The sequence below is a fragment of the Allosphingosinicella indica genome, assembly GCF_900177405.1.
GTDB lineage: Bacteria > Pseudomonadota > Alphaproteobacteria > Sphingomonadales > Sphingomonadaceae > Allosphingosinicella > Allosphingosinicella indica.
This window is the reverse complement of record NZ_LT840185.1, coordinates 1,437,106-1,454,344: the sequence shown is the minus strand read 5'-3', so window position 1 is coordinate 1,454,344 and position 17,239 is coordinate 1,437,106. Positions and strand designations below refer to the sequence as shown.

17 protein-coding genes are annotated in these 17,239 nt (G+C 68.1%); 8 read left to right on the top strand and 9 right to left on the bottom strand.

All coding sequences use genetic code 11. From position 1 onward, the window contains the following. Window positions 1-22: 22 nt before the first annotated feature. On the bottom strand, window positions 23-388 hold the full coding sequence (locus B9N75_RS07165; protein WP_172840833.1) for a MerC domain-containing protein: 366 nt from the start codon (window positions 386-388) through the stop codon (window positions 23-25). Between the two features lie 163 nt (window positions 389-551). Here B9N75_RS07165 and B9N75_RS07160 point away from each other — a divergent pair, with 163 nt between their 5' ends. The 4 genes from B9N75_RS07160 to rpsI all read left to right on the top strand — a co-directional run bounded on the left by B9N75_RS07160 (window position 552) and on the right by rpsI (window position 3,091). After that, on the top strand, window positions 552-1,589 hold the full coding sequence (locus B9N75_RS07160; RefSeq protein ID WP_085218182.1) for a COX15/CtaA family protein: 1,038 nt from the start codon (window positions 552-554) through the stop codon (window positions 1,587-1,589). Further along, a complete protein-coding gene (gene cutA, locus B9N75_RS07155; RefSeq protein ID WP_085218181.1) occupies window positions 1,586-1,909 on the top strand; it encodes a divalent-cation tolerance protein CutA in 324 nt (107 codons plus the stop codon). Before B9N75_RS07160 ends, cutA begins: the two co-directional genes overlap by 4 nt. 130 nt (window positions 1,910-2,039) lie before the next feature. After that, on the top strand, window positions 2,040-2,519 hold the full coding sequence (rplM, locus tag B9N75_RS07150; RefSeq protein ID WP_072047304.1) for a 50S ribosomal protein L13: 480 nt from the start codon (window positions 2,040-2,042) through the stop codon (window positions 2,517-2,519). Next, window positions 2,519-3,091 (top strand): 30S ribosomal protein S9, encoded by a 573-nt coding sequence (rpsI, locus tag B9N75_RS07145; protein ID WP_085218180.1) that lies wholly within the window; start codon window positions 2,519-2,521, stop codon window positions 3,089-3,091. The genes rplM and rpsI overlap by 1 nt, the downstream gene beginning before the upstream one ends. 270 nt (window positions 3,092-3,361) lie before the next feature. Here the strand turns inward: rpsI and B9N75_RS07140 are convergent, their stop codons facing one another. From B9N75_RS07140 to B9N75_RS07130, 3 genes are all read right to left on the bottom strand, one after another. Further along, the gene (locus B9N75_RS07140) at window positions 3,362-4,879 is read right to left on the bottom strand and encodes a putative 2OG-Fe(II) oxygenase (protein WP_157123737.1); all 1,518 of its coding nucleotides are present in this window, start codon (window positions 4,877-4,879) and stop codon (window positions 3,362-3,364) included. Next, window positions 4,879-6,051, bottom strand: coding sequence for an aspartyl/asparaginyl beta-hydroxylase domain-containing protein (locus B9N75_RS07135; RefSeq protein WP_085218178.1), 1,173 nt, complete (start codon window positions 6,049-6,051; stop codon window positions 4,879-4,881). The genes B9N75_RS07140 and B9N75_RS07135 overlap by 1 nt, the downstream gene beginning before the upstream one ends. Before the next feature lie 82 nt (window positions 6,052-6,133). Continuing rightward, window positions 6,134-9,265 (bottom strand): TonB-dependent receptor domain-containing protein, encoded by a 3,132-nt coding sequence (locus B9N75_RS07130; RefSeq protein ID WP_085218177.1) that lies wholly within the window; start codon window positions 9,263-9,265, stop codon window positions 6,134-6,136. 238 nt (window positions 9,266-9,503) lie between these two features. On the opposite strand from B9N75_RS07130, the gene B9N75_RS07125 reads away from it, so the two are divergent. Continuing rightward, window positions 9,504-10,043 carry a hypothetical protein gene (locus tag B9N75_RS07125; protein WP_085218176.1) on the top strand — a complete coding sequence of 180 codons (540 nt, stop codon included), beginning with the start codon at window positions 9,504-9,506 and terminating at the stop codon, window positions 10,041-10,043. Window positions 10,044-10,069: 26 nt separating this feature from the next. Here B9N75_RS07125 and B9N75_RS07120 read toward each other — a convergent pair whose 3' ends face one another. Genes B9N75_RS07120 through xseA form a run of 3 tightly spaced genes read right to left on the bottom strand, consistent with a single transcriptional unit; the run spans window position 10,070 to window position 12,499 of the window. Continuing rightward, window positions 10,070-10,909 carry a M23 family metallopeptidase gene (locus tag B9N75_RS07120; protein ID WP_085218175.1) on the bottom strand — a complete coding sequence of 280 codons (840 nt, stop codon included), beginning with the start codon at window positions 10,907-10,909 and terminating at the stop codon, window positions 10,070-10,072. Continuing rightward, the gene (locus tag B9N75_RS07115; RefSeq protein WP_085218174.1) at window positions 10,906-11,106 is read right to left on the bottom strand and encodes a DUF2093 domain-containing protein; all 201 of its coding nucleotides are present in this window, start codon (window positions 11,104-11,106) and stop codon (window positions 10,906-10,908) included. Before B9N75_RS07115 ends, B9N75_RS07120 begins: the two co-directional genes overlap by 4 nt. 13 nt (window positions 11,107-11,119) lie before the next feature. Further along, window positions 11,120-12,499 carry an exodeoxyribonuclease VII large subunit gene (gene xseA / locus B9N75_RS07110; RefSeq protein WP_085218173.1) on the bottom strand — a complete coding sequence of 460 codons (1,380 nt, stop codon included), beginning with the start codon at window positions 12,497-12,499 and terminating at the stop codon, window positions 11,120-11,122. Here xseA and purD point away from each other — a divergent pair. The 3 genes from purD (at window position 12,498) to B9N75_RS07095 (ending at window position 14,927) form a co-directional block, all read left to right on the top strand. Then, window positions 12,498-13,781, top strand: coding sequence for a phosphoribosylamine--glycine ligase (gene purD / locus B9N75_RS07105; protein WP_085218172.1), 1,284 nt, complete (start codon window positions 12,498-12,500; stop codon window positions 13,779-13,781). The genes xseA and purD overlap by 2 nt on opposite strands. Window positions 13,782-13,864: 83 nt before the next feature. Continuing rightward, a complete protein-coding gene (locus B9N75_RS07100; RefSeq protein ID WP_157123736.1) occupies window positions 13,865-14,290 on the top strand; it encodes a hypothetical protein in 426 nt (141 codons plus the stop codon). A 13-nt stretch (window positions 14,291-14,303) separates the two neighbouring features. Then, entirely contained in the window at window positions 14,304-14,927 is a 624-nt protein-coding gene (locus B9N75_RS07095; protein WP_085218170.1) for a hypothetical protein, read from the top strand. A gap of 196 nt (window positions 14,928-15,123) precedes the next feature. Here B9N75_RS07095 and B9N75_RS07090 read toward each other — a convergent pair whose 3' ends face one another. Both B9N75_RS07090 and B9N75_RS07085 read right to left on the bottom strand, forming a co-directional pair. Then, a complete protein-coding gene (locus B9N75_RS07090; protein WP_085218169.1) occupies window positions 15,124-16,446 on the bottom strand; it encodes an outer membrane protein assembly factor BamB family protein in 1,323 nt (440 codons plus the stop codon). 6 nt (window positions 16,447-16,452) lie between these two features. After that, complete coding sequence (locus tag B9N75_RS07085) at window positions 16,453-17,169, bottom strand: tetratricopeptide repeat protein (protein ID WP_085218168.1); 717 nt, start codon at window positions 17,167-17,169, stop codon at window positions 16,453-16,455. Window positions 17,170-17,239: the final 70 nt, after the last annotated feature.

The window sequence follows — 17,239 nt, the reverse complement described above, 5'->3', positions numbered from 1 at the left end:
CGGCCCCTGCGACAAGCGGAAGCTAGATCACCGCCCGACGGTTGAGATCGTGGCCGAGCGCGAGCAGCGCCACACCAAGCACCGTGTAGAGCGTGCTGCCCAAGCCGTGATCGAGCGTCATCGCGCCCGCCATCACGCCAAGCCCGAGCGAGCCGACCGCGGCGGGCATCATGTATCCGTGATCGACGATCCCGCGGCCAAGCGCGAAAACGCCGAGAAGGATCGCCAGCGAAAGGCCGATCTCGTGGATCGCGGGATCGAGCAATGCGCCGCCCGCGGACGCCAGCATCGCGACGAATACCGCGCTCGCCACGCAATGCACGACGCACAGGCCGGAGAGCATGATGCCCAGCCGGTCCATCGCACCACCTGACCTGATCGCGTTCATGGGAATCGGGAAATCCGCTGTCGTGAGATGCATCTATAAGGCTGGCGCTGCAAAGATACAATATAACATTTGCGATCTGCGCAAAGTTTTCCGGGAAGGCGGCCGCGGTGTCCGGGCGACCTCCGCCTTCCCTTTTTCCCCCGGTGCGGCCATAGGCGCGGCCATGTCGTCCACGCTCTTGCAGCCCCCCACCGCCCGGCCGCTCGCGATCGCGCGCTGGCTCTATGCCGTCGCTTCGCTGGTCTTCGTGATGGTCGTCGTCGGCGGGATCACGCGGCTCACCGAATCAGGGCTGTCGATCGTCCATTGGGATGTGGTCACGGGGACGCTGCCGCCGCTCAACGAAGCGGCGTGGCAGGCGGCGTTCGATGCCTATCGCACCAGCCCGCAATATCTCGAGATCAATCGCGGCATGAGCCTTGATGCGTTCAAGGAGATCTATTTCTGGGAGTATGTCCACCGGTTGCTCGGCCGCGTGATCGGCTTCGCCTTCGCGCTGCCGCTCGCCTGGTTCGCGTGGAAGCGGGCGATCCCCAGGGGCTATGGCTGGCGGCTGGTCGCGCTGCTCGCACTCGGCGGACTGCAGGGCGCGATCGGCTGGTGGATGGTGGCGTCCGGCCTCGTCGACCGGCCCGACGTCAGCCACATCCGGCTCGCCGTCCACCTGCTCACCGCGCTTTTCATCTTCGCCGGGCTGATCTGGACCGCGCTGGACCTGATGGACTTGTCGCGCGACCCCGCCGCAAAGCCGGTGCGGATGACGACACCCGGTATCTGGACCCTGTCGATCCTGGCGCTGCAGATGCTGTTCGGCGCCTATGTCGCCGGGCTCGACGCCGGCTACGCCTATTCGAGCTGGCCCAAAATGGGCGACGAATGGTTCCCCTCCGGCACCCCGATGCTTGAGCCGTTCGTCCGCAACTTCGTGGACAATCCGATTGTCGTGCAGTTCGTCCATCGCTGGCTCGCCTTCGCGGTGGCGATCGCTGCCTGCCTCTTCGCCTTCACCGCCTGGGACCGCGGCTTGCGGCGCGAGGCCGTATGGGTGATTGCGGCGGTGACCGCGCAGATCCTACTCGGCATCGGCACGCTGCTGACCGGCGTCGATATTCACATCGCGGTCGCCCACCAGGGCATGGGCGCGCTGCTGCTCGCTGCGGTCATCGTCTGCGCGCACCGGCTGGGCGAACGGCGGGCGTGACCGCGATCGTCTCTGTCTACGCGGTCTTCGCCAACGCCGAGGAGGCCGAGCGGATCGGACGCGTGGCCGTCGAGGAAGGGCTCGCCGCCTGCGTCAACATTCTGGGTCCCTGCCGGTCGATCTATCGCTGGCAGGGCGCAATCGAGACCAGCAGCGAAGTACCCGTGATCTTCAAGACCGCCGCCGAGGCCGCACCCGCGCTCACCGCCCGTATCGCCGCGCTGCACAGCTATGACGTGCCGGCCATCGTCACCTGGCCGATCGCCGATGCGCTTCCCGATTACGCGCGCTGGGCGGCGGAGAGCAGCACGCGGCGGTAGTCCTGCGGTATCGTGATACCTCTCGGCAAACCCGCTCATTTCTTGACTTTATCGGGCGCCGCTGCGAATAGCGCGCCACCGGCGCCGTCCCCAGTGGGCGGCGCAGTTCATTTTCAAGAGGTCTGGCCCCATGAAGGCGCTGTTGAAGACCACGAAGTCGGCGAAGCCGGCCGAGGTCGAAAAGAAGTGGCATCTGATCGATGCCGACGGGCTGGTGGTCGGGCGTCTCGCCACGATCGTCGCCAACATCCTGCGCGGCAAGCACAAGCCGAGCTACACCCCGCACGTCGATTGTGGCGACCATGTCGTCATCATCAACGCGGACAAGGTGAAGTTCACGGGCCGCAAGCTGCAGCAGAAGATGTATTACAAGCATACCGGCTATCCGGGCGGCCTCAAGGAAGTCCGCGCCGACAAGATCCTCGAGGGTCGTTTCCCCGAGCGCATTCTTGAAAAGGCCGTCGAGCGCATGATCCCGCGCGGTCCGCTGGGCCGCGATCAGATGCGCGCGCTGCACCTCTACAACGGCACCGAGCATCCGCACGGCGGCCAGAACCCCGAAACCCTCGACGTCGCGGGCATGAGCCGCAAGAACAAGGTGGGTGCCTGATGACCGACAATCGCCAGTCCCTTGCCGATCTCGGCAATCTGACCAACCAGCCGGCCCCCGCCGCGCCGGACGCCGCCGAGGCTCCCGCCGCCGCGGACGCATCGGCCGATGCACCGCAGCAGGAGGCCGCTCCGGTCCAGCCGCAGCAGCCGGAAGCCCCGCTTCGCGAGCAGCAGCTCGACAAGCAGGGCCGCGCCTATGCCACCGGCCGCCGCAAGGACGCCGTCGCGCGCGTCTGGCTGAAGCCGGGCTCGGGCAAGATCACGGTCAACGGCCGCGATCAGGCCGTCTACTTTGCGCGCCCGACGCTGCGTCTCGTCATCAACCAGCCGTTCGGCGTCGCCGGCCGCGAAGGCCAGTATGACGTCGTCTGCACCGTCACCGGCGGCGGGCTTTCGGGCCAGGCCGGTGCGGTGAAGCACGGCATCAGCCAGGCGCTGACCCGCTACGAGCCGGCGCTGCGCACCACCGTCAAGCGTGCGGGCTTCCTCACGCGCGACAGCCGCGCGGTCGAGCGCAAGAAGTATGGCCGCGCCAAGGCGCGCCGCAGCTTCCAGTTCTCGAAGCGCTGATCGGCACACGGTCGCAAAGCCTTTGAAGGGCGGTCCGGGCAACCGGGCCGCCCTTTTTCTTTGGGTCCGCATCACGCCGGCTTGACGCGCGCCGGACCAGCGGAGACGATCCGCGCTTCATCGATCAGCGAAGGACCACCGCCATGCTCGGCCCCAAGGACAGCAACAAATCCGCGCCGCCGCTCGACAAGAAGCCGCTGGAAGAGAAGTCGACCGACGAGACCCAGCCGCCGAAGAGCAAGCAGTACTGACGCGGCAGCGCCGCGGGCGTCAGCGTCCGCGCGCGACGTCGAACGCGACGGTAAGCCGCTCGCCGGCGTCGAATGGCACCGTCCCGTGCCACATCGTCGAGGGGAAGAGTGCGAGCCGGCCCGGCTTGGGCTCGATCACTCGCGTCGGCGGCAGATCGACGCCAAGCTCGGTCTGCGGCACGCCGAGCTGGAGCCAGCCCGCCGGATCGGCCCCGCGCTCCGCCGCATCGGGCAGCGCCACGTAGAAGGCCGAGCTGATCCAGCCTTGCGGGTGGATGTGGTTCGAATGATGCCCCTGTTGCTGGAGCCGCACCGACCAGGATCCGGCGAAGCGCACTGGTCCGTCGCGGGGCACCCCCAGGAAGGGATGGGTCGCATCGACAGGCGGCAGCCCGTCGACATAGGTCTCGACCGCGCGAACGATCGCGGCTCGGAGCGCCTGAATCTCCGGCTCGATGCGGCGGAACAGCGGGCCGTCGGTCTGCGTCCCGCCGCGCACCGATTGCTCCAGCGGCTGATGGCTGGTGTTGTGCAGCACGCGCAACCGCTCGGCGAGCGCGTCGAGGCCGGGCGCAAGCTCGTCGAGATCGAAATGGCGGACGAGGCGTTCGTCGCCCTCCAGCCATTGCCAGCGCGGATCATCGGTCAGCCGCCAGGCAATCGACAGATAGGGCCATACCATCGCCGCTTCGGGACGGCCGGTCCACGGCAGCGCCAGCGCGATTGCCTCGTCGGGACGGCCCGCGCGGAGCAGATGGCGGATGTGGCGGACGGCGACGGTGACGTCGTCGATGGTACCGAGCTTGGCGAACAGCCGGTCCGCCGTCGCGATGTCGCCCATCTCGGCAACGCACACCGCCTCGTTGACGTCGAACACGATATGCTGGCCGGCAGAGATGCGCCCTTGTGCGATCGCGGCGAGCGCGGATTCGAACTGGTCGGCATGGGTCAGCGTCGTGATGAGATCGCGCCACAGGTTGATGTCGCCGGGTGCGGTGCCGAGAGCGCGCTTGTAGCTGTCGGCGAAATGCTCGCGATCACCGATCAGCCAGCGCAGCCGCGCCATCAGCGCATGGCCGGGGAGCCAACCGGGATTGGCGCCGAGGATGATTTCAAGATCGGGCAGCGCGGCCTCTGGCCCGCCGTCGGCGAATTGCGCGGCGCTGCGGCCGAGCAGCACGTCGCCATCGCGTGGAGCAAGGCTGGCGGCATGATCGAACAGCGGCTTCGAGGGGAGCCCCGCCTCCAGCGCCGCGCGGGCATGGCCGTGGGCGATGCGCGGATCGGCGGGTGCGCGCGCGGCGGCACGCTCGAACGCGGCAAGCGCGGGCTTGAGCTGATCCAACTCGCGGCGGAGCAGCCCGATCACCTGATGGAGCCGGGCATGACCCGGATGCGCCGCGGCGGCGCGATCGAGCCGCGGCAGGACCTCCGCCTCGCGGCCCTCGCGCAGCGCATCGAGCCCCGCGTCGGCGGCGGCATCGGGACTGTCCGCCGTGGCGGCGCCCGCGGGCCGGAATTGAATCGTGCTGTTCATCAGATGCCTTCGCCTTCGCCGCCGTCGCTCGCTTCCATGATCGCGCGCACCGCGGCGCGTTCGCCCTTTGACAGACCGGGGTGCCAGGTGTCGATGATGAAGACGACACGCAGCGCCTGGCTTGGGTTCATCGCCTCATGCTCGATCGTGTCGTCGAACACGAAAGCCTCGCCACGCTTCCACGCACGCCGTTCCGCCCCAGCGCGGAACCAGCAGCCATCGGGCACGATCAGCGGCAGGTGGCAGACGAGCCGCGCGTTGGAGACTCCGACATGCGGCGGGATGTGCGTACCAGGCGCGAGCAGCGAGAACATCGCATTGGGCGAGCGCCGCGCGATATCGGGCTGATCGAGCCTGGCGAGCACCGCCATCGTCGCTTCGCAATGCCGCGCGTTCGCCTCGACCCGCTCGCCATTCTGGAGCAGATGGATCGCGGTCCACGCCTTAGATTGGTTGAGCGCCGTCCATTGGCGGAGCGGCACATCCTCGGGATACTGGATGTAGGGCACCAGCTCGGCGCGCTCGGCTGCCATGACGCGTTCGAAATCGGCGGCGATCGTATCGGTCGCGACCTCCAGCGTTTCGAGCCACGGGAAATCCTCGCGATCGTGAAACTCCCGCTCGGCGAGGCCGGGGTAATGGAAGTGCGTCGGTTCGGAGTGGAACACGCGGGTCGTGCGCAGGATGTTGCTGCGGAACCGCGCCGCCCGGCGAGCCTCCGATCCGGAGAGAGCTGCTTCTGTCGCGGCGCCCGCCTTCGCAAGCCGCACGGCGGCGGCTTCGAGATGCTCAGCATGACGCGCCTCGGCCTGGGCGATCGCGTTGCTCAGGTGGCCCGGTGCCGGTGAGGGGCGTTGCGCGAGCGCATTGCCATAAGCCTCGCCCGCTTCCGCCCTGCGGCCCGCCGCGTCCAGGAGGTTGGCCTTCATCAGCAGCGGCACGAAGGCGAGCGGATCGATCCGCAGCGCGCCGCCGATCGCGTCCAGCGCGGCAGGCACGTCGCCCGAAGCGCGGCACATCGCGGAGAGCTTGAGCCAGGTTTCGGCGCGGTCGGGGGCCGTCCTGCTGGCATCTTCCAGCAGGCGCCGCGCAGTCGCGGCATCACCCCGCGCCGCGGCCTGATCGGCTTGCAACTCGGCGGGAGAGGGGGGCGGCTGCGCGGTCGTGGCCATGGCCCGTCATAGCGCGCTCGCCCAAAAAGAAAACGGCGGGCACCAGGCCCGCCGTTCAAGTTTTTTGCCTTTGGCCTTCGACTTAGAAGTCGAGGGTGACGCCGGCGAAGATGTACCGACCCAGCGCGTCATAGACCTGCGGGAAGGTGTTACCCGAGCAGGTGACGCCCGGGCAGGCGTTGATGACGCCCGAGGCACCGTTCGAACCGATCACCGGCGGCGAGCGGTCGAGGATGTTGTTCACACCGAGGCGGAACGAATAGTTCTCGCCGATACGGAAGGTCGAGGTCAGATCGAAGTAGCTCTGAGCCTTGATGCCGTTGATGTTGAACGCGGCCGTCGGCGTCGCCGCCAGCGTCGGGTTCGGGCTCAGACGATCCACGTCGACCGAGTCGAAGTAGCGCCACTGGAGCGACAGACCAATACCTTCAGGCGAGGTGTAGGTCAGGCGCGCCTTGTGCCGCCATTCGGGGTTCGGCGTGCCGCACTGGAGACCGAAGTAACCGGTGCAGTCATACGGGGTCGAAACGCCGTTGTCGGTGGTGATCTTGTCCAGCCAGGTGCCGACGAAGTTGAAGCCAAGGGTGCCCAGATCACCGATCTCGGTGGTGTAGGACAGGCCAACGTCGATACCGGAGGTCTTGATGCTACCGATATTGGTGTTCAGATCCTGGATGAAGCCGTTCGGCGTCAGCCACAGCGAACCACGCGCATCGCGGTTGATCCGGCCGCAGAAGTCGGGATCAGCGGAGTCGATGCAGGTCTGCAGGATCGTGTCGTACCCGATCGTCGAGATGGTGTTAGCCACCTTGATGTTGAAGTAATCGACCGTCGCCGCGAAGCCCGGAAGGAAGCGCGGCTGGAGGACGACACCGACCGAGTAGGTGTCCGACTTCTCCGGCGACAGAGCAGCGTTACCACCGATCTGGCCGTTGTACTGACCCGCCGGGTTGGCGGCGATGTTGCCGTACTGGGCAGCCGTGACGCCGGTGAGGGCGCACTGCGCGGCCGTCGCGGTCGGAGCGGTCTGCGGCGTATCGTCGTTGAAGTCACCCGCACACGGATCGGAGTTACCCGTCAGAGCGACGCGCACCGGAGCGAAGAGCTCCTGGATGTTCGGCGCACGGACCGCACGGTTGTACGAAGCGCGCAGGCGGATGTCCCGGATCGGCGAGAAGTCGAGGCCGATCTTGTACGAGTCGGTCGAGAAGCTGCCGCCGCCACCGATCTCGTACTTCGAGTAGCGGTAGCCGCCCTCGACCGCGAGATAGTGGAAGAAGCCGTCCGTCACGATCGGCAGACGCGCCTCGGCGTAGAGCTCGCGAACGTCGAACGAACCCTGGACCGGGAGCGACGGCGCGCCCTGGCCGGCAAGATCGCCCGCCTGGAAGCCCGCATCGGTGCGATAATCGACCGCGTCCTTGCGATATTCGAGGCCGACGTTGATGCCGAGACCTTCGTTCGCCCACGGGAACTGCAGGCCATATTCGCCGAGCAGACCGGTGATCGAGGCCGAGGCAACGCTCTGCTCGACGACCGCGTTCGAGAAGCCCGGGGTCTGCAGATACGAAAGCGCTGCCGGATTGACCGAGTTGCGGGCGAACACATCGTAGGGGACGCAGTTCGGGTCGGAACCGTCGAGAACCGAACGACAGACCGGCTGACCGTTGGCCGGGTTGGTGACGACGTCGAGAGCACGGTTCAAACGCGAAACCGAGAACTCGTTCAGGTAGGTCTGGCTGAAGTTGACGCGACCATAGAGATAGTAAGCGTCATACGACCAAGCCGGGCTGATGTCGCCCTTCACACCGACGAGCGTGCGGAAGTTGGTGTGCTGCAGATCGTCCTGACGCGGACCACCTTCCTTGTTGCGGCGCAGAACGTACAGAACGCCACGGTTGTAGGTGCCACCGTTGACCGTGTCGATGAAGTCGACCGGCGGAGCGTCCGACTCGTCTTCCGGCGTCGCGGGATCGTCGGCCGGATAGACCAGGTTGGCAGGCTGGCAGACCAGCGCCAGCTGCTGCGCCGACAGAAGCGGGTTGTCGCAGTTGACGCTGGTGGTGTTACCGAAGTTGCCCGATTCCGCGATCTGGGCGACCGTGCGGTCGTCCATGAACATGATCTCGAGGTACGGCTTCACCGCCGGGCTGATCTCATATTCCGCGAAGGCGCCGAACGTGTAACGCTCGTCGGCACGCTGATAGTAGTTCAGCGGCGCGAAGTTGTAGGCAGTCGAACCCGGAACGAACGCACGGCCGGTCGGCGAGGTCTGGAACGTGCCGACGTTGGTGAGGAACGTGCCTTCCGGCGAGGTGGCCGAGCCTCCGCAATCGACGAGGCGGTTCGGTTCCGCAGTGACCTGAGCGGGCGTGCGGGCCTGAAGGGCGCAAGCCGAATAGTCACGGCGGTTCTGGGTGACCGGATCGAGCTTACGATAGCCGGCATAGGCAGTGACGTGGCCGCGGCCGTCGTCGAAGCCAGCGCCGAACACGGCGTTGAGATCGATACCGCCGCCATCAGTGACGCTACCACGCGGGTAGGCGAAGCCGCGACGATTGAGCGCCGCCAGCACCTGGCCGTCGTTGCGGTTGTCGTGCTGGTAGAAGCTGTACTGACCGTCGAGGCGGATGCCCTCGAAGTTCGTGTTCATCACGAAGTTCACGACGCCGGCGACGGCGTCCGAACCGTAAACCGACGAGGCGCCGCCGGTGAGCACGTCGACGCGCTCGACGACCGCAGTCGGGATCGTGTTGATATCCGGAGCCGGGAAGGTCGGATCGCCCGGGAGCAGACGGCGGCCGTTGACGAGAACCAGCGTACGGGCCGAACCGAGGCCGCGCAGGTTGACGGTGGCGGTGCCGGTCGCGCCGTTGGCGAGGTTACCACCCTGCGAGGCGAAGGCCTGCGGCAGCGTGTTGACGAGATCTTCCGTGCGGGTCGTGCCCTGAAGCTTCACTTCCTGGCTGCCGAGAACGGTGACCGGCGAAACCGCGGTCAGGTTCGGCTGCGGAATGCGCGAACCGGTGACGACGATGGCGCCGCCCTGATCGGCCGACTGGGTCGCCTGATCGGTCGGCGTCAGGCTCTCGACGGGACCGGTCGCGGTCGTGTCGGCCTGCTCCTGCTGCGCGAACGCGGGAGCCGCGAGGCCCATCGCGCCGCCGATGACCGTGGTGGCCAGCAGCTGGTTGAGAAGACGAGTCTTATTCATATTGATCCCCTTTTTGCGGCCGTGCCGCGCGCAGAATCTTGATTGCCAGCCCTATCTGGCATGGGGCGCTGTTTAAGGGATGTAACAAGAAGGACGCAATTCCCCCACACGGGAGAACCGCCCATTTTCGTGCCTCGTGACAAAATTGCCACAATGACGCGAGGCCGCCTGGAACGATTGATCGTCCGCCGCGGCGTGCTACACCGGTACTCTAACGGGACATGGGGTTTCAGTCACGATGAGCGCGAAGACGATAGCGGTGTCGACGGTGGTTCTGGCGGCGGCGATGGCGATGCCCGCGTCCGCGCAGAAGAAGCCCGAGGAGCGGCCGGCCGCCTATGAAGCGCTGATGCGCTGCCGCGGCGTCGCGGATTCGGCCGAGCGCCTCGCCTGTTTCGACCAAGCGACCGCTGCGCTGCAGACCGCGACCGACAATCGCGAGGTTGTGATGGTCGACCGCCAGCAGATCCGAAAGACGCGTCGCACCCTGTTCGGCCTCGCGCTGCCCGACTTCAACCTGTTCGGCGGCGGCGACGACGAGAAAGAAGAGGACGAGGTCAAGCAGATCGAGACCACCGTCGCCAATGCCTTTGTCGATCAGAACGGCAAATGGGCGCTGAAGGTGGCCGAGGGCGCGACCTGGCGTCAGACCGACAACAATGTGCTTGGGCGCAAGCCGCGGCCGGGATCGAAGATCGTGATCAGCCGCTCGGCGCTTGGCAGCTATATGGCGAAGATCGACGGCCAGCCCAGCATCCGCGTTCGTCGCGACCAGTAAGGCGGATCGCCGCTAGCGCGCGCCCTTTAACGTACAGGCGTCATTGGCCCGGCAAGAGCCTGCGGATCCAGCCGCGCGTCGATCCACTTCATGCTCCAGTGGAGGTGCGGCCCGGTCGCGCGGCCCGTGGCGCCGACGGTGCCGATCAGCTGACCCTGCCGCACCGCCTGCCCCTCCCGCACAGTATTGGTGGCGAGGTGGAGGAAGGCGCTGTTGAGCCCCATGCCGTGATCGATGATGACAAGATTGCCTTCGAGGCTGAAGGCGGGCGGCCCGGCGAGCACGACAACGCCATCCGCCGGCGCCACCACCGGCGCGCCGCTACCTGGCGCGACGTCCACGCCGGAATGATAGGCCGCCGGCTCGCCGCGGTAGACGCGCTGCGATCCGAACAGGCCGCTGATCCGCCCCGTCGCCGGCCAGACAAAGCGCTGCCGCCAGCCCTCGCTCGACGAATTAACCGCGCGCGCCGCCTCGATCCGCTTCAATTCGCCGGCGCGATGGATGCGATAGGCTTCGCTGGGGACGCCGCCGGGCGTGCGGGCGACGTTGATATTCTCGATCCGCCAGCTTCGCGGCGACACCGCGATGGTCTGGCGCAAGGGGGCGCCGGATGCGCGCTCCGCCTGTAGCACCGTCGACGTCCCCTGGTCGCGGTCGAACCCGATCAGGAAGCGTCCGCCCGGCGCCAGCGGCACCGGCTTGCCGTCGAGCGTCAGGCGGACGGTGCCTTCAGGCGCGGTGCCGAGCAGCAGCCCGCCCTGCTCCGCGCGCCCGGACAGCTGGAAGGGATCGCTGCCGGTCTGCGCAAAGGCTGCGGCGGCGACGCAACCGCCCGCCAGCGCCAGCACGGCACGCCGCCTCAAAGGTCGCGCCCGGCCTTCGCGGCGGCCTCGGCGGAGGCATAGGCTTCCTGCCGCGCGACGCTCCAGTAGCGCAGCGATTCCAGCGGAATCTCGTCGCCGGTGACCGCGCAGACGACATGATCGCCCCCGCTCAGCATGCGGAACGTGCCCGCCATATAATGGAGCCGCGCGGCGCGGCCCTTGCTGGACATCAGCATCGCAATTCGTCCGTCATAACAGCCGCGGCTGCGGCCCTTCCGGCTTGGACTTAGCAGCCCGGCGCGGCGGCTCAACCCCGTCGACGCTCGCATCGACGCGGCCATCGGCGAAGGCGAGCCGCAGCCGCCCGGCCTCGCGCGCCGCCGCGGCGGAACCGAGCACATGGCCGTCGCGCGATTCGACCAGCGCATAGCCGCGCTCCAGCGGACGGCGCGGATCCACCGCCTGCGCCAGCCGCCACGTTGCCTCCAGCCGATCGCGCCCGCGCCGCCAGGCCGATTGCAGCAGCCCCGGCCGCAGCGCGCCGCCCGCGCGCCCGAGTTCAGCGCGCGCCCGGTCGAGCGAGCCGCGCAAGGCGCGCGGCAGCCGGTCGCCAAGCTCATCGAGCTTCTGCCGCTGCGGCGCGAGTAGCGATTCGCGGGTCGGGTAATGGCGGAGCACCGCTTCCAGCCGCTCGTCGCCGCGCTCGGTGGTGCGACGGACGGAGCGTTCCATGCGCAGACCCGATTCCCGGAGGTTGGCGATGAGATCGGCGCGCACCGGGACCGCCATCTCCGCCGCGGCAGTGGGCGTCGGGGCGCGAATATCGGCGACAAAATCGGCGAGCGTCACGTCGGTCTCGTGCCCCACCGCCGAAATGACGGGGATGGCGCAGTCGGCGATCGCGCGGACGACCTCTTCCTCGTTGAACGCCCAGAGATCCTCGATCGAGCCGCCGCCGCGCGCGACGATCAGCAGATCGGGCCGGGGCACGGCGCCGCCTGCCGCGAGCGTATCGAAGCCCCGGATCGCCGCCGCCACCTGCGGTGCTGCGCCCTCGCCCTGGACCGGCACCGGCCAGACGATGACGTGACTGGGGCAGCGGTCGGCGAGGCGGTGGAGGATATCGCGGATTACCGCGCCGGTGGGAGACGTGACGACAGCGATGGCGCGCGGCAGGAAGGGCAGCCGCTTCTTCCGATCCTCGTCGAACAGGCCCTCGGCGGCGAGCGCGCGGCGGCGCTTGTCGAGCAGCGCCATCAGCGCCCCCTGACCGGCGAGCTCAAGCCGATCGACCACCACCTGATATTTGGACCGGCCCGGATAAGTGGTGAGCTTGCCGGTCGCGATCACCTCGATCCCGTCCTCGGGCCGGAAGCGCAGCGCCGCCGCCTGCCCCTTCCAGATCACGCCGTCGATGCAGGCGCGATCGTCCTTCAAGGTAAAATAGCAATGGCCCGAGCTGTGGCGCTTGAAGCCGGAGACCTCGCCGCGCACGCGGACATGGCCGAAGGCGTCCTCCACCGTCCGCTTCAGCGATTGCGAAAGCTCCGACACGCTTTGCGCGGGCGAATTGTCCCCCGGCGTCTCGGTTGCTAACAGCCCGCCGTCAGATGGAGGAAACGAGTTCATGAATGTCCTGCTTGTCGGATCGGGTGGCCGCGAACATGCGCTGGCGTGGAAGCTCGCGCAATCGCCCAGCCTCGGCAAGCTGTTCGCCATGCCTGGCAACCCCGGCATAGCCGAACATGCCAAATGCGTCGATATCGACCCCACCGACCATCGTGCGGTGATCGACTTCTGCCTCAAGAATTCGGTCGAGTTGGTCGTGATCGGGCCGGAGGCGCCGCTGGTCGACGGGCTCGGCGACAATCTGCGCACCATGGGCTTCTCCGTATTCGGCCCCAATCGCGCGCCGGCGCAGCTCGAAGGGTCCAAGGGGTTCACCAAGGATCTGTGCGCGCGTCATGACATCCCGACCGCCCGCTACGTCCGCGCCACCGACAAACTCGCGGCCGAGACCGCGCTGGAAGAGTTCAGCCTGCCCGTCGTCATCAAGGCCGACGGCCTCGCCGCGGGCAAGGGCGTCATCATCGCGGCCACGAAGGAAGAAGCCGAGGCCGCGGTGGCGGACATGTTCTCCGGCGGGTTCGGCGGCGCGGGCGCCGAGGTGGTGATCGAGGAGTTCCTGGAGGGCGAGGAGGTGAGCTATTTCGCGCTGACCGATGGCAGCGCGGTCGCGCCGTTCGGCTCGGCGCAGGACCATAAGCGCGTCGGCGACGGCGATACCGGGCCGAACACCGGCGGCATGGGCGCCTACAGCCCCGCCTCGATCCTGACACCGGCGCTGCGCGAACAGGTGATGGCCAGGATCATCCGCCCCACCGTCCGCGCGCTCGCCGATGCCGGCACGCCCTATTCGGGCGTGCTCTACGCCGGTCTGATGCTCACGGCGGACGGCCCCAAGCTGATCGAATATAACGCCCGCTTCGGCGATCCTGAATGCCAGGTGCTGATGATGCGCTATGACGGCGACCTGGTCGCGTTGCTCAAGGCGGTCGCGGACGGCAACCTCGCCAACGTGCCGCCGCCGCAGTTCCGGCGCGAGGCGGCGCTCACCGTCGTGATGGCGGCGCGCGGCTACCCCGGCACACCCGAGAAGGGCGGCACGATCGGCGGCATCGACGGCGCTGGCAGCGATCGCGTCCACATCTTCCAGGCCGGCACCGCGCAGGGGAGCGACGGGCTGGTCGCCAATGGCGGACGCGTGCTGACAGTCACCGCGCTGGGCCGCACCGTCGCCGAAGCGCAAAAGGCCGCCTATGCCGCGGTCGACGCGATCGACTTCCCGAGCGGCTTCTGCCGCCGCGACATCGGGTGGCGCGAGGTGGAGCGCGAAGCCGCGCTCGCTTGACCTTTGGCATGGCGCGAGCGGATACTTTCCGGACGCGAAACATTGTCGGTCGAGAGGAGGGCCGCCGCGCCATGTCGCCAACCATGAGGATCATTGCCGGGCTGGTCGCCGCCTTGCTGTTCGGCTGGCTGTGGCATGGCCCGATCGGCCAGGGCGCCGGGCTGATCGACCGGCTGGAGGCAGAAGCGCGGACCACCGTCGCTGCTGCCGAAGTGCCGGGCATCTCGGTTGCTCTCGCGCGCGCACCGCTGGCGCGCGCCGCGACGCTCGCCGGCCCTGCCGACCGTTTTCAGCGCGACGGCCAGGGCGAGTTTCCGGGCCTTACCCAGCGCGTCGCCGCCACACCTGGCATCGGGTCGGTCGCCTGGGCGGACGAGCCGGGATCGGGCGGCTTCGTGCTGCCGCTGATCGTCGAGGCGCTGGGCCTCGTTCTCGCCGCTTATTTCGCCGGGCTCGGCATCGCCTGGCTGCTGTTCGGCCGTCCCGAAAAGGACGGTTTCCTGTCATGACCGAGGGGTTAAGATGAACGAGCTTTTCAACACCTATCTCATCCCGATCATCGTCGCGCTGACGATCGGCGTCATTGTCGGCGTGTGGCTGTTCCGCTCGCGCCGCAGCGGCCCGGTCGTGCGCGATACTCCGCTGGAGCGCGTCGGCCAGGCGGAGGACCCGCGCCCCGGCCCTGGCCGGACGCATCCCCTTGGCGATCCGCTGGAAGCGCGCCCCTCGCCGCTCACCGAGACGCCGCCGCCGCCCGCTCCGGTCCAGCGCCAGACCAGCAGCCGCGACGGGACCGAGGGCAACGGACTGATCGATCAGGGCGCGGCTGCCACCGCCGATGTCGCGGGATCAGTGCTGGGCGTGAAAGCGCATCAGGAACTGCCTGGTGCTGACGGCCCGCCCGACAATCTCCAGACCTTGAAGGGCGTCGGCCCCAAGATGGCAGCCAAGCTCAACGAGCATGGCATCACCCGCTTCTCCCATATCGCGCGGCTCAGCGATTCGGAGCTGGCGCGGCTGGACGAAGATATGGGCGCGTTCCGCGGCCGCCTCACCCGCGATCGCGTCCGCGAACAAGCCGATTATCTCGCCCGCGACGACCGCGACGCCTTCGAAGCGAAGTTCGGCAAGCTCGGCGGGGCATAAGTCTGTTCCCCGGCGAAAGCCGGGGCCGAGTCGCTTTCTTTGATCGCAAGTTCGACACTGGACCCCGGCTTTCGCCGGAGAACGCGCCGTATCCGTCATGCTGAACTTGTTTCAGCATTCCTGTCGCTGACGGTCGCGACCGTCTCCAGCATGGGCCCTGAAACGAGTTCAGGGTGACGGCGGAAGCAACGTCCGCTCAGCGCCAGGCGCTGAGCTGGCCGTCGTCGTCGAGGATGTAGAGTGTGCCGCCCGCCACGACCGGCGAGAGCGAGACGGTGCGGCCCGATTCGACGGTGGACTGGATGCTGCCGTCCGCCGGCGAGACCTGCGCGATCGCGCCTTCGTTGCTGACCACGATCAGTCGCCCGCCGGCGAGCACCGGGCCGCGCCAGGTGAGCGGGCCGGACTTGCTCTTCTCCTTGCGGTAGCGCGAGAGCTGCGTGATCCACTTGGCCTTGCCGGTCGCGCGCGAGATCGCCATCAGCCGGGCATCGTCGGTGACGACGAACACCCAGTCGCCCGCTACCCACGGCGTCGCGATGCTGGCGATGTTGAGCTCCCAGATACGCTGGCCGGTGACCAGTTCCATCGCGACCATGCGGCCGCCCTGGCCGATCGCATAGACGCGGCCGTCGGCGATCACCGGCTCGGCATCGATGTCGGACAGCGCCGAGACCGAGGTCGAGATGCTGGTGCGCGCGAGCGCGTCCTGCCAGACGACGCGGCCGTTCTCGTAGCGATAGGCGGTGAGCTCGCCCGACGAATAGCCGGCGACGACGGTGCCCTGCGCGGCGGCCGGGGCCGCGGCGCCGAACACGCCCGCCTGCTCCAGCGTGCCCGATCCGGTCCAGCGGACGGTGCCGTCTGCGGGGTTGAGCGCGTAGAGCTGGTTGTCCTGGCTGACGACATAGACATTGTCGTTGGCGATCGTCGGCGATCCGCGGAGCGGGCCGCCGGGGCGGCTCTTCCAGATCTGGCTGCCGTCGGCGGCGTTGAGCGCAGCGACATCGCCGACCCCGCTCGTCGCATAGACCCGCTCTCCGTCGGCACTGACGCCGCCGCCGAAGAACATATTCTGGTTGCCGCCGCTGCCGGGCGCGATCGAGGTGCGCCATACCTGACTGCCGGTGCGCGCGTCGAACGCGGTCACCACCGCCGCGGTGTCGGTCACATAGACGCGGCCGTTGGCAACGACCGGCGGCGCGGCGAGCCGCATCCGCTTGCTGCCGCCCTGGCCGATCGAGACGCTCCACGCGCGGGTGAACTGGCCGGGCAGCGCGACATGGCCCAGCGCCTTGGCGGCATTGCCGCCCGGCTGCGCCCAATCGGGATTGTCCACCGGCGCAGGCAGCGTCACCGCGACGTCGGCCAGCGCGGGATCGACCTCCAGCCCGGTTTCGGCGGTCAGCACGGGAACGCGCTCGCCCACCGTCGGGGTGGTCGGCTTCTCCTTGCCGCCCAGGATGCCGCAGCCGCCGGTCAGCGCGACCAGCGCCAGCGCGAGATATCTACGCTTCATGATGCCTCAATTTCCCTTGGGAGCCGCCATGCCGGCGGCGGCCTTGTCGTCGATCGCGTCGACGCCGAGCGCCCCCGCCATCTGCAGCGCGCGCGACCGCACGGTCGAGGGGATGGTGTCGTCCTTGGTCATCGCCGCGAAGATCTTCGCCGCCTCGGCCTGCTGGCCGGCCTTGAGATGCGCGATGCCGGTGAGCTCGCCCGCGGTCGCGAACCACGGATTGCCGGCCACCGCGAGCGGCTTCAGCCGCGCGATGACGTCCGCCGGCGGCAGCGTGTCGAATTCCAGCGAGGTCTGGCGGATCAGCGCCAGCTCGCGATAGGGCTGGGCGATCTTGCCGTCGTCGGCGACTGCCTTGAACGCGGCGAGCGCCGCCTTGTCGTCGCCGGCTTCGAGCGCGAGATCGGCCTTGGTGAGCAGCGCCGCGGCGCGATAACCGGGGCCGCCGTCTTCCGCGAGCGCGTCGAGCTTCGGCCCGGCTTCCTTGGCCTTGCCGGCGCCGATGTCGGTGTAGATCTGCGCGAGTTCCTCACCATGCGCCTCGGCGGTCACCCGCTGATGATGCTCATAATAGATGTAGCCGCCGATCGCGGCGATCAGCAGCAATGCGCCGCCGATGATCAGCACGCCATAGCGGCTCCAGACGTTCTTCATCTGGTCGCGGCGGAGTTCCTCGTCCACCTCGCGGTAGAAGGTCTCGTTGTCGGCAGGCTTGATCGCCAAAAAACTACTCCTTGCGCGCCGCTCGGGCGTTGGCCTTGTGTCAGAGGCGCCGGGGCGCCGTCAAACAGAT

Excerpts from the sequence above, each read along its gene's own strand:
- B9N75_RS07165 (WP_172840833.1), bottom strand. The coding sequence starts at position 388 with ATGAACGCGATCAGGTCAGGTGGTGCGATGGACCGGCTGGGCATCATG.
- B9N75_RS07160 (WP_085218182.1), top strand. The coding sequence starts at position 552 with ATGTCGTCCACGCTCTTGCAGCCCCCCACCGCCCGGCCGCTCGCGATC.
- rplM (WP_072047304.1), top strand. The coding sequence starts at position 2,040 with ATGAAGGCGCTGTTGAAGACCACGAAGTCGGCGAAGCCGGCCGAGGTC.
- rpsI (WP_085218180.1), top strand. The coding sequence starts at position 2,519 with ATGACCGACAATCGCCAGTCCCTTGCCGATCTCGGCAATCTGACCAAC.
- B9N75_RS07140 (WP_157123737.1), bottom strand. The coding sequence starts at position 4,879 with ATGAACAGCACGATTCAATTCCGGCCCGCGGGCGCCGCCACGGCGGAC.
- B9N75_RS07135 (WP_085218178.1), bottom strand. The coding sequence starts at position 6,051 with ATGGCCACGACCGCGCAGCCGCCCCCCTCTCCCGCCGAGTTGCAAGCC.
- B9N75_RS07130 (WP_085218177.1), bottom strand. The coding sequence starts at position 9,265 with ATGAATAAGACTCGTCTTCTCAACCAGCTGCTGGCCACCACGGTCATC.
- B9N75_RS07125 (WP_085218176.1), top strand. The coding sequence starts at position 9,504 with ATGAGCGCGAAGACGATAGCGGTGTCGACGGTGGTTCTGGCGGCGGCG.
- B9N75_RS07115 (WP_085218174.1), bottom strand. The coding sequence starts at position 11,106 with ATGCTGATGTCCAGCAAGGGCCGCGCCGCGCGGCTCCATTATATGGCG.
- purD (WP_085218172.1), top strand. The coding sequence starts at position 12,498 with ATGAATGTCCTGCTTGTCGGATCGGGTGGCCGCGAACATGCGCTGGCG.
- xseA (WP_085218173.1), bottom strand. The coding sequence starts at position 12,499 with ATGAACTCGTTTCCTCCATCTGACGGCGGGCTGTTAGCAACCGAGACG.
- B9N75_RS07100 (WP_157123736.1), top strand. The coding sequence starts at position 13,865 with ATGAGGATCATTGCCGGGCTGGTCGCCGCCTTGCTGTTCGGCTGGCTG.
- B9N75_RS07095 (WP_085218170.1), top strand. The coding sequence starts at position 14,304 with ATGAACGAGCTTTTCAACACCTATCTCATCCCGATCATCGTCGCGCTG.
- B9N75_RS07090 (WP_085218169.1), bottom strand. The coding sequence starts at position 16,446 with ATGAAGCGTAGATATCTCGCGCTGGCGCTGGTCGCGCTGACCGGCGGC.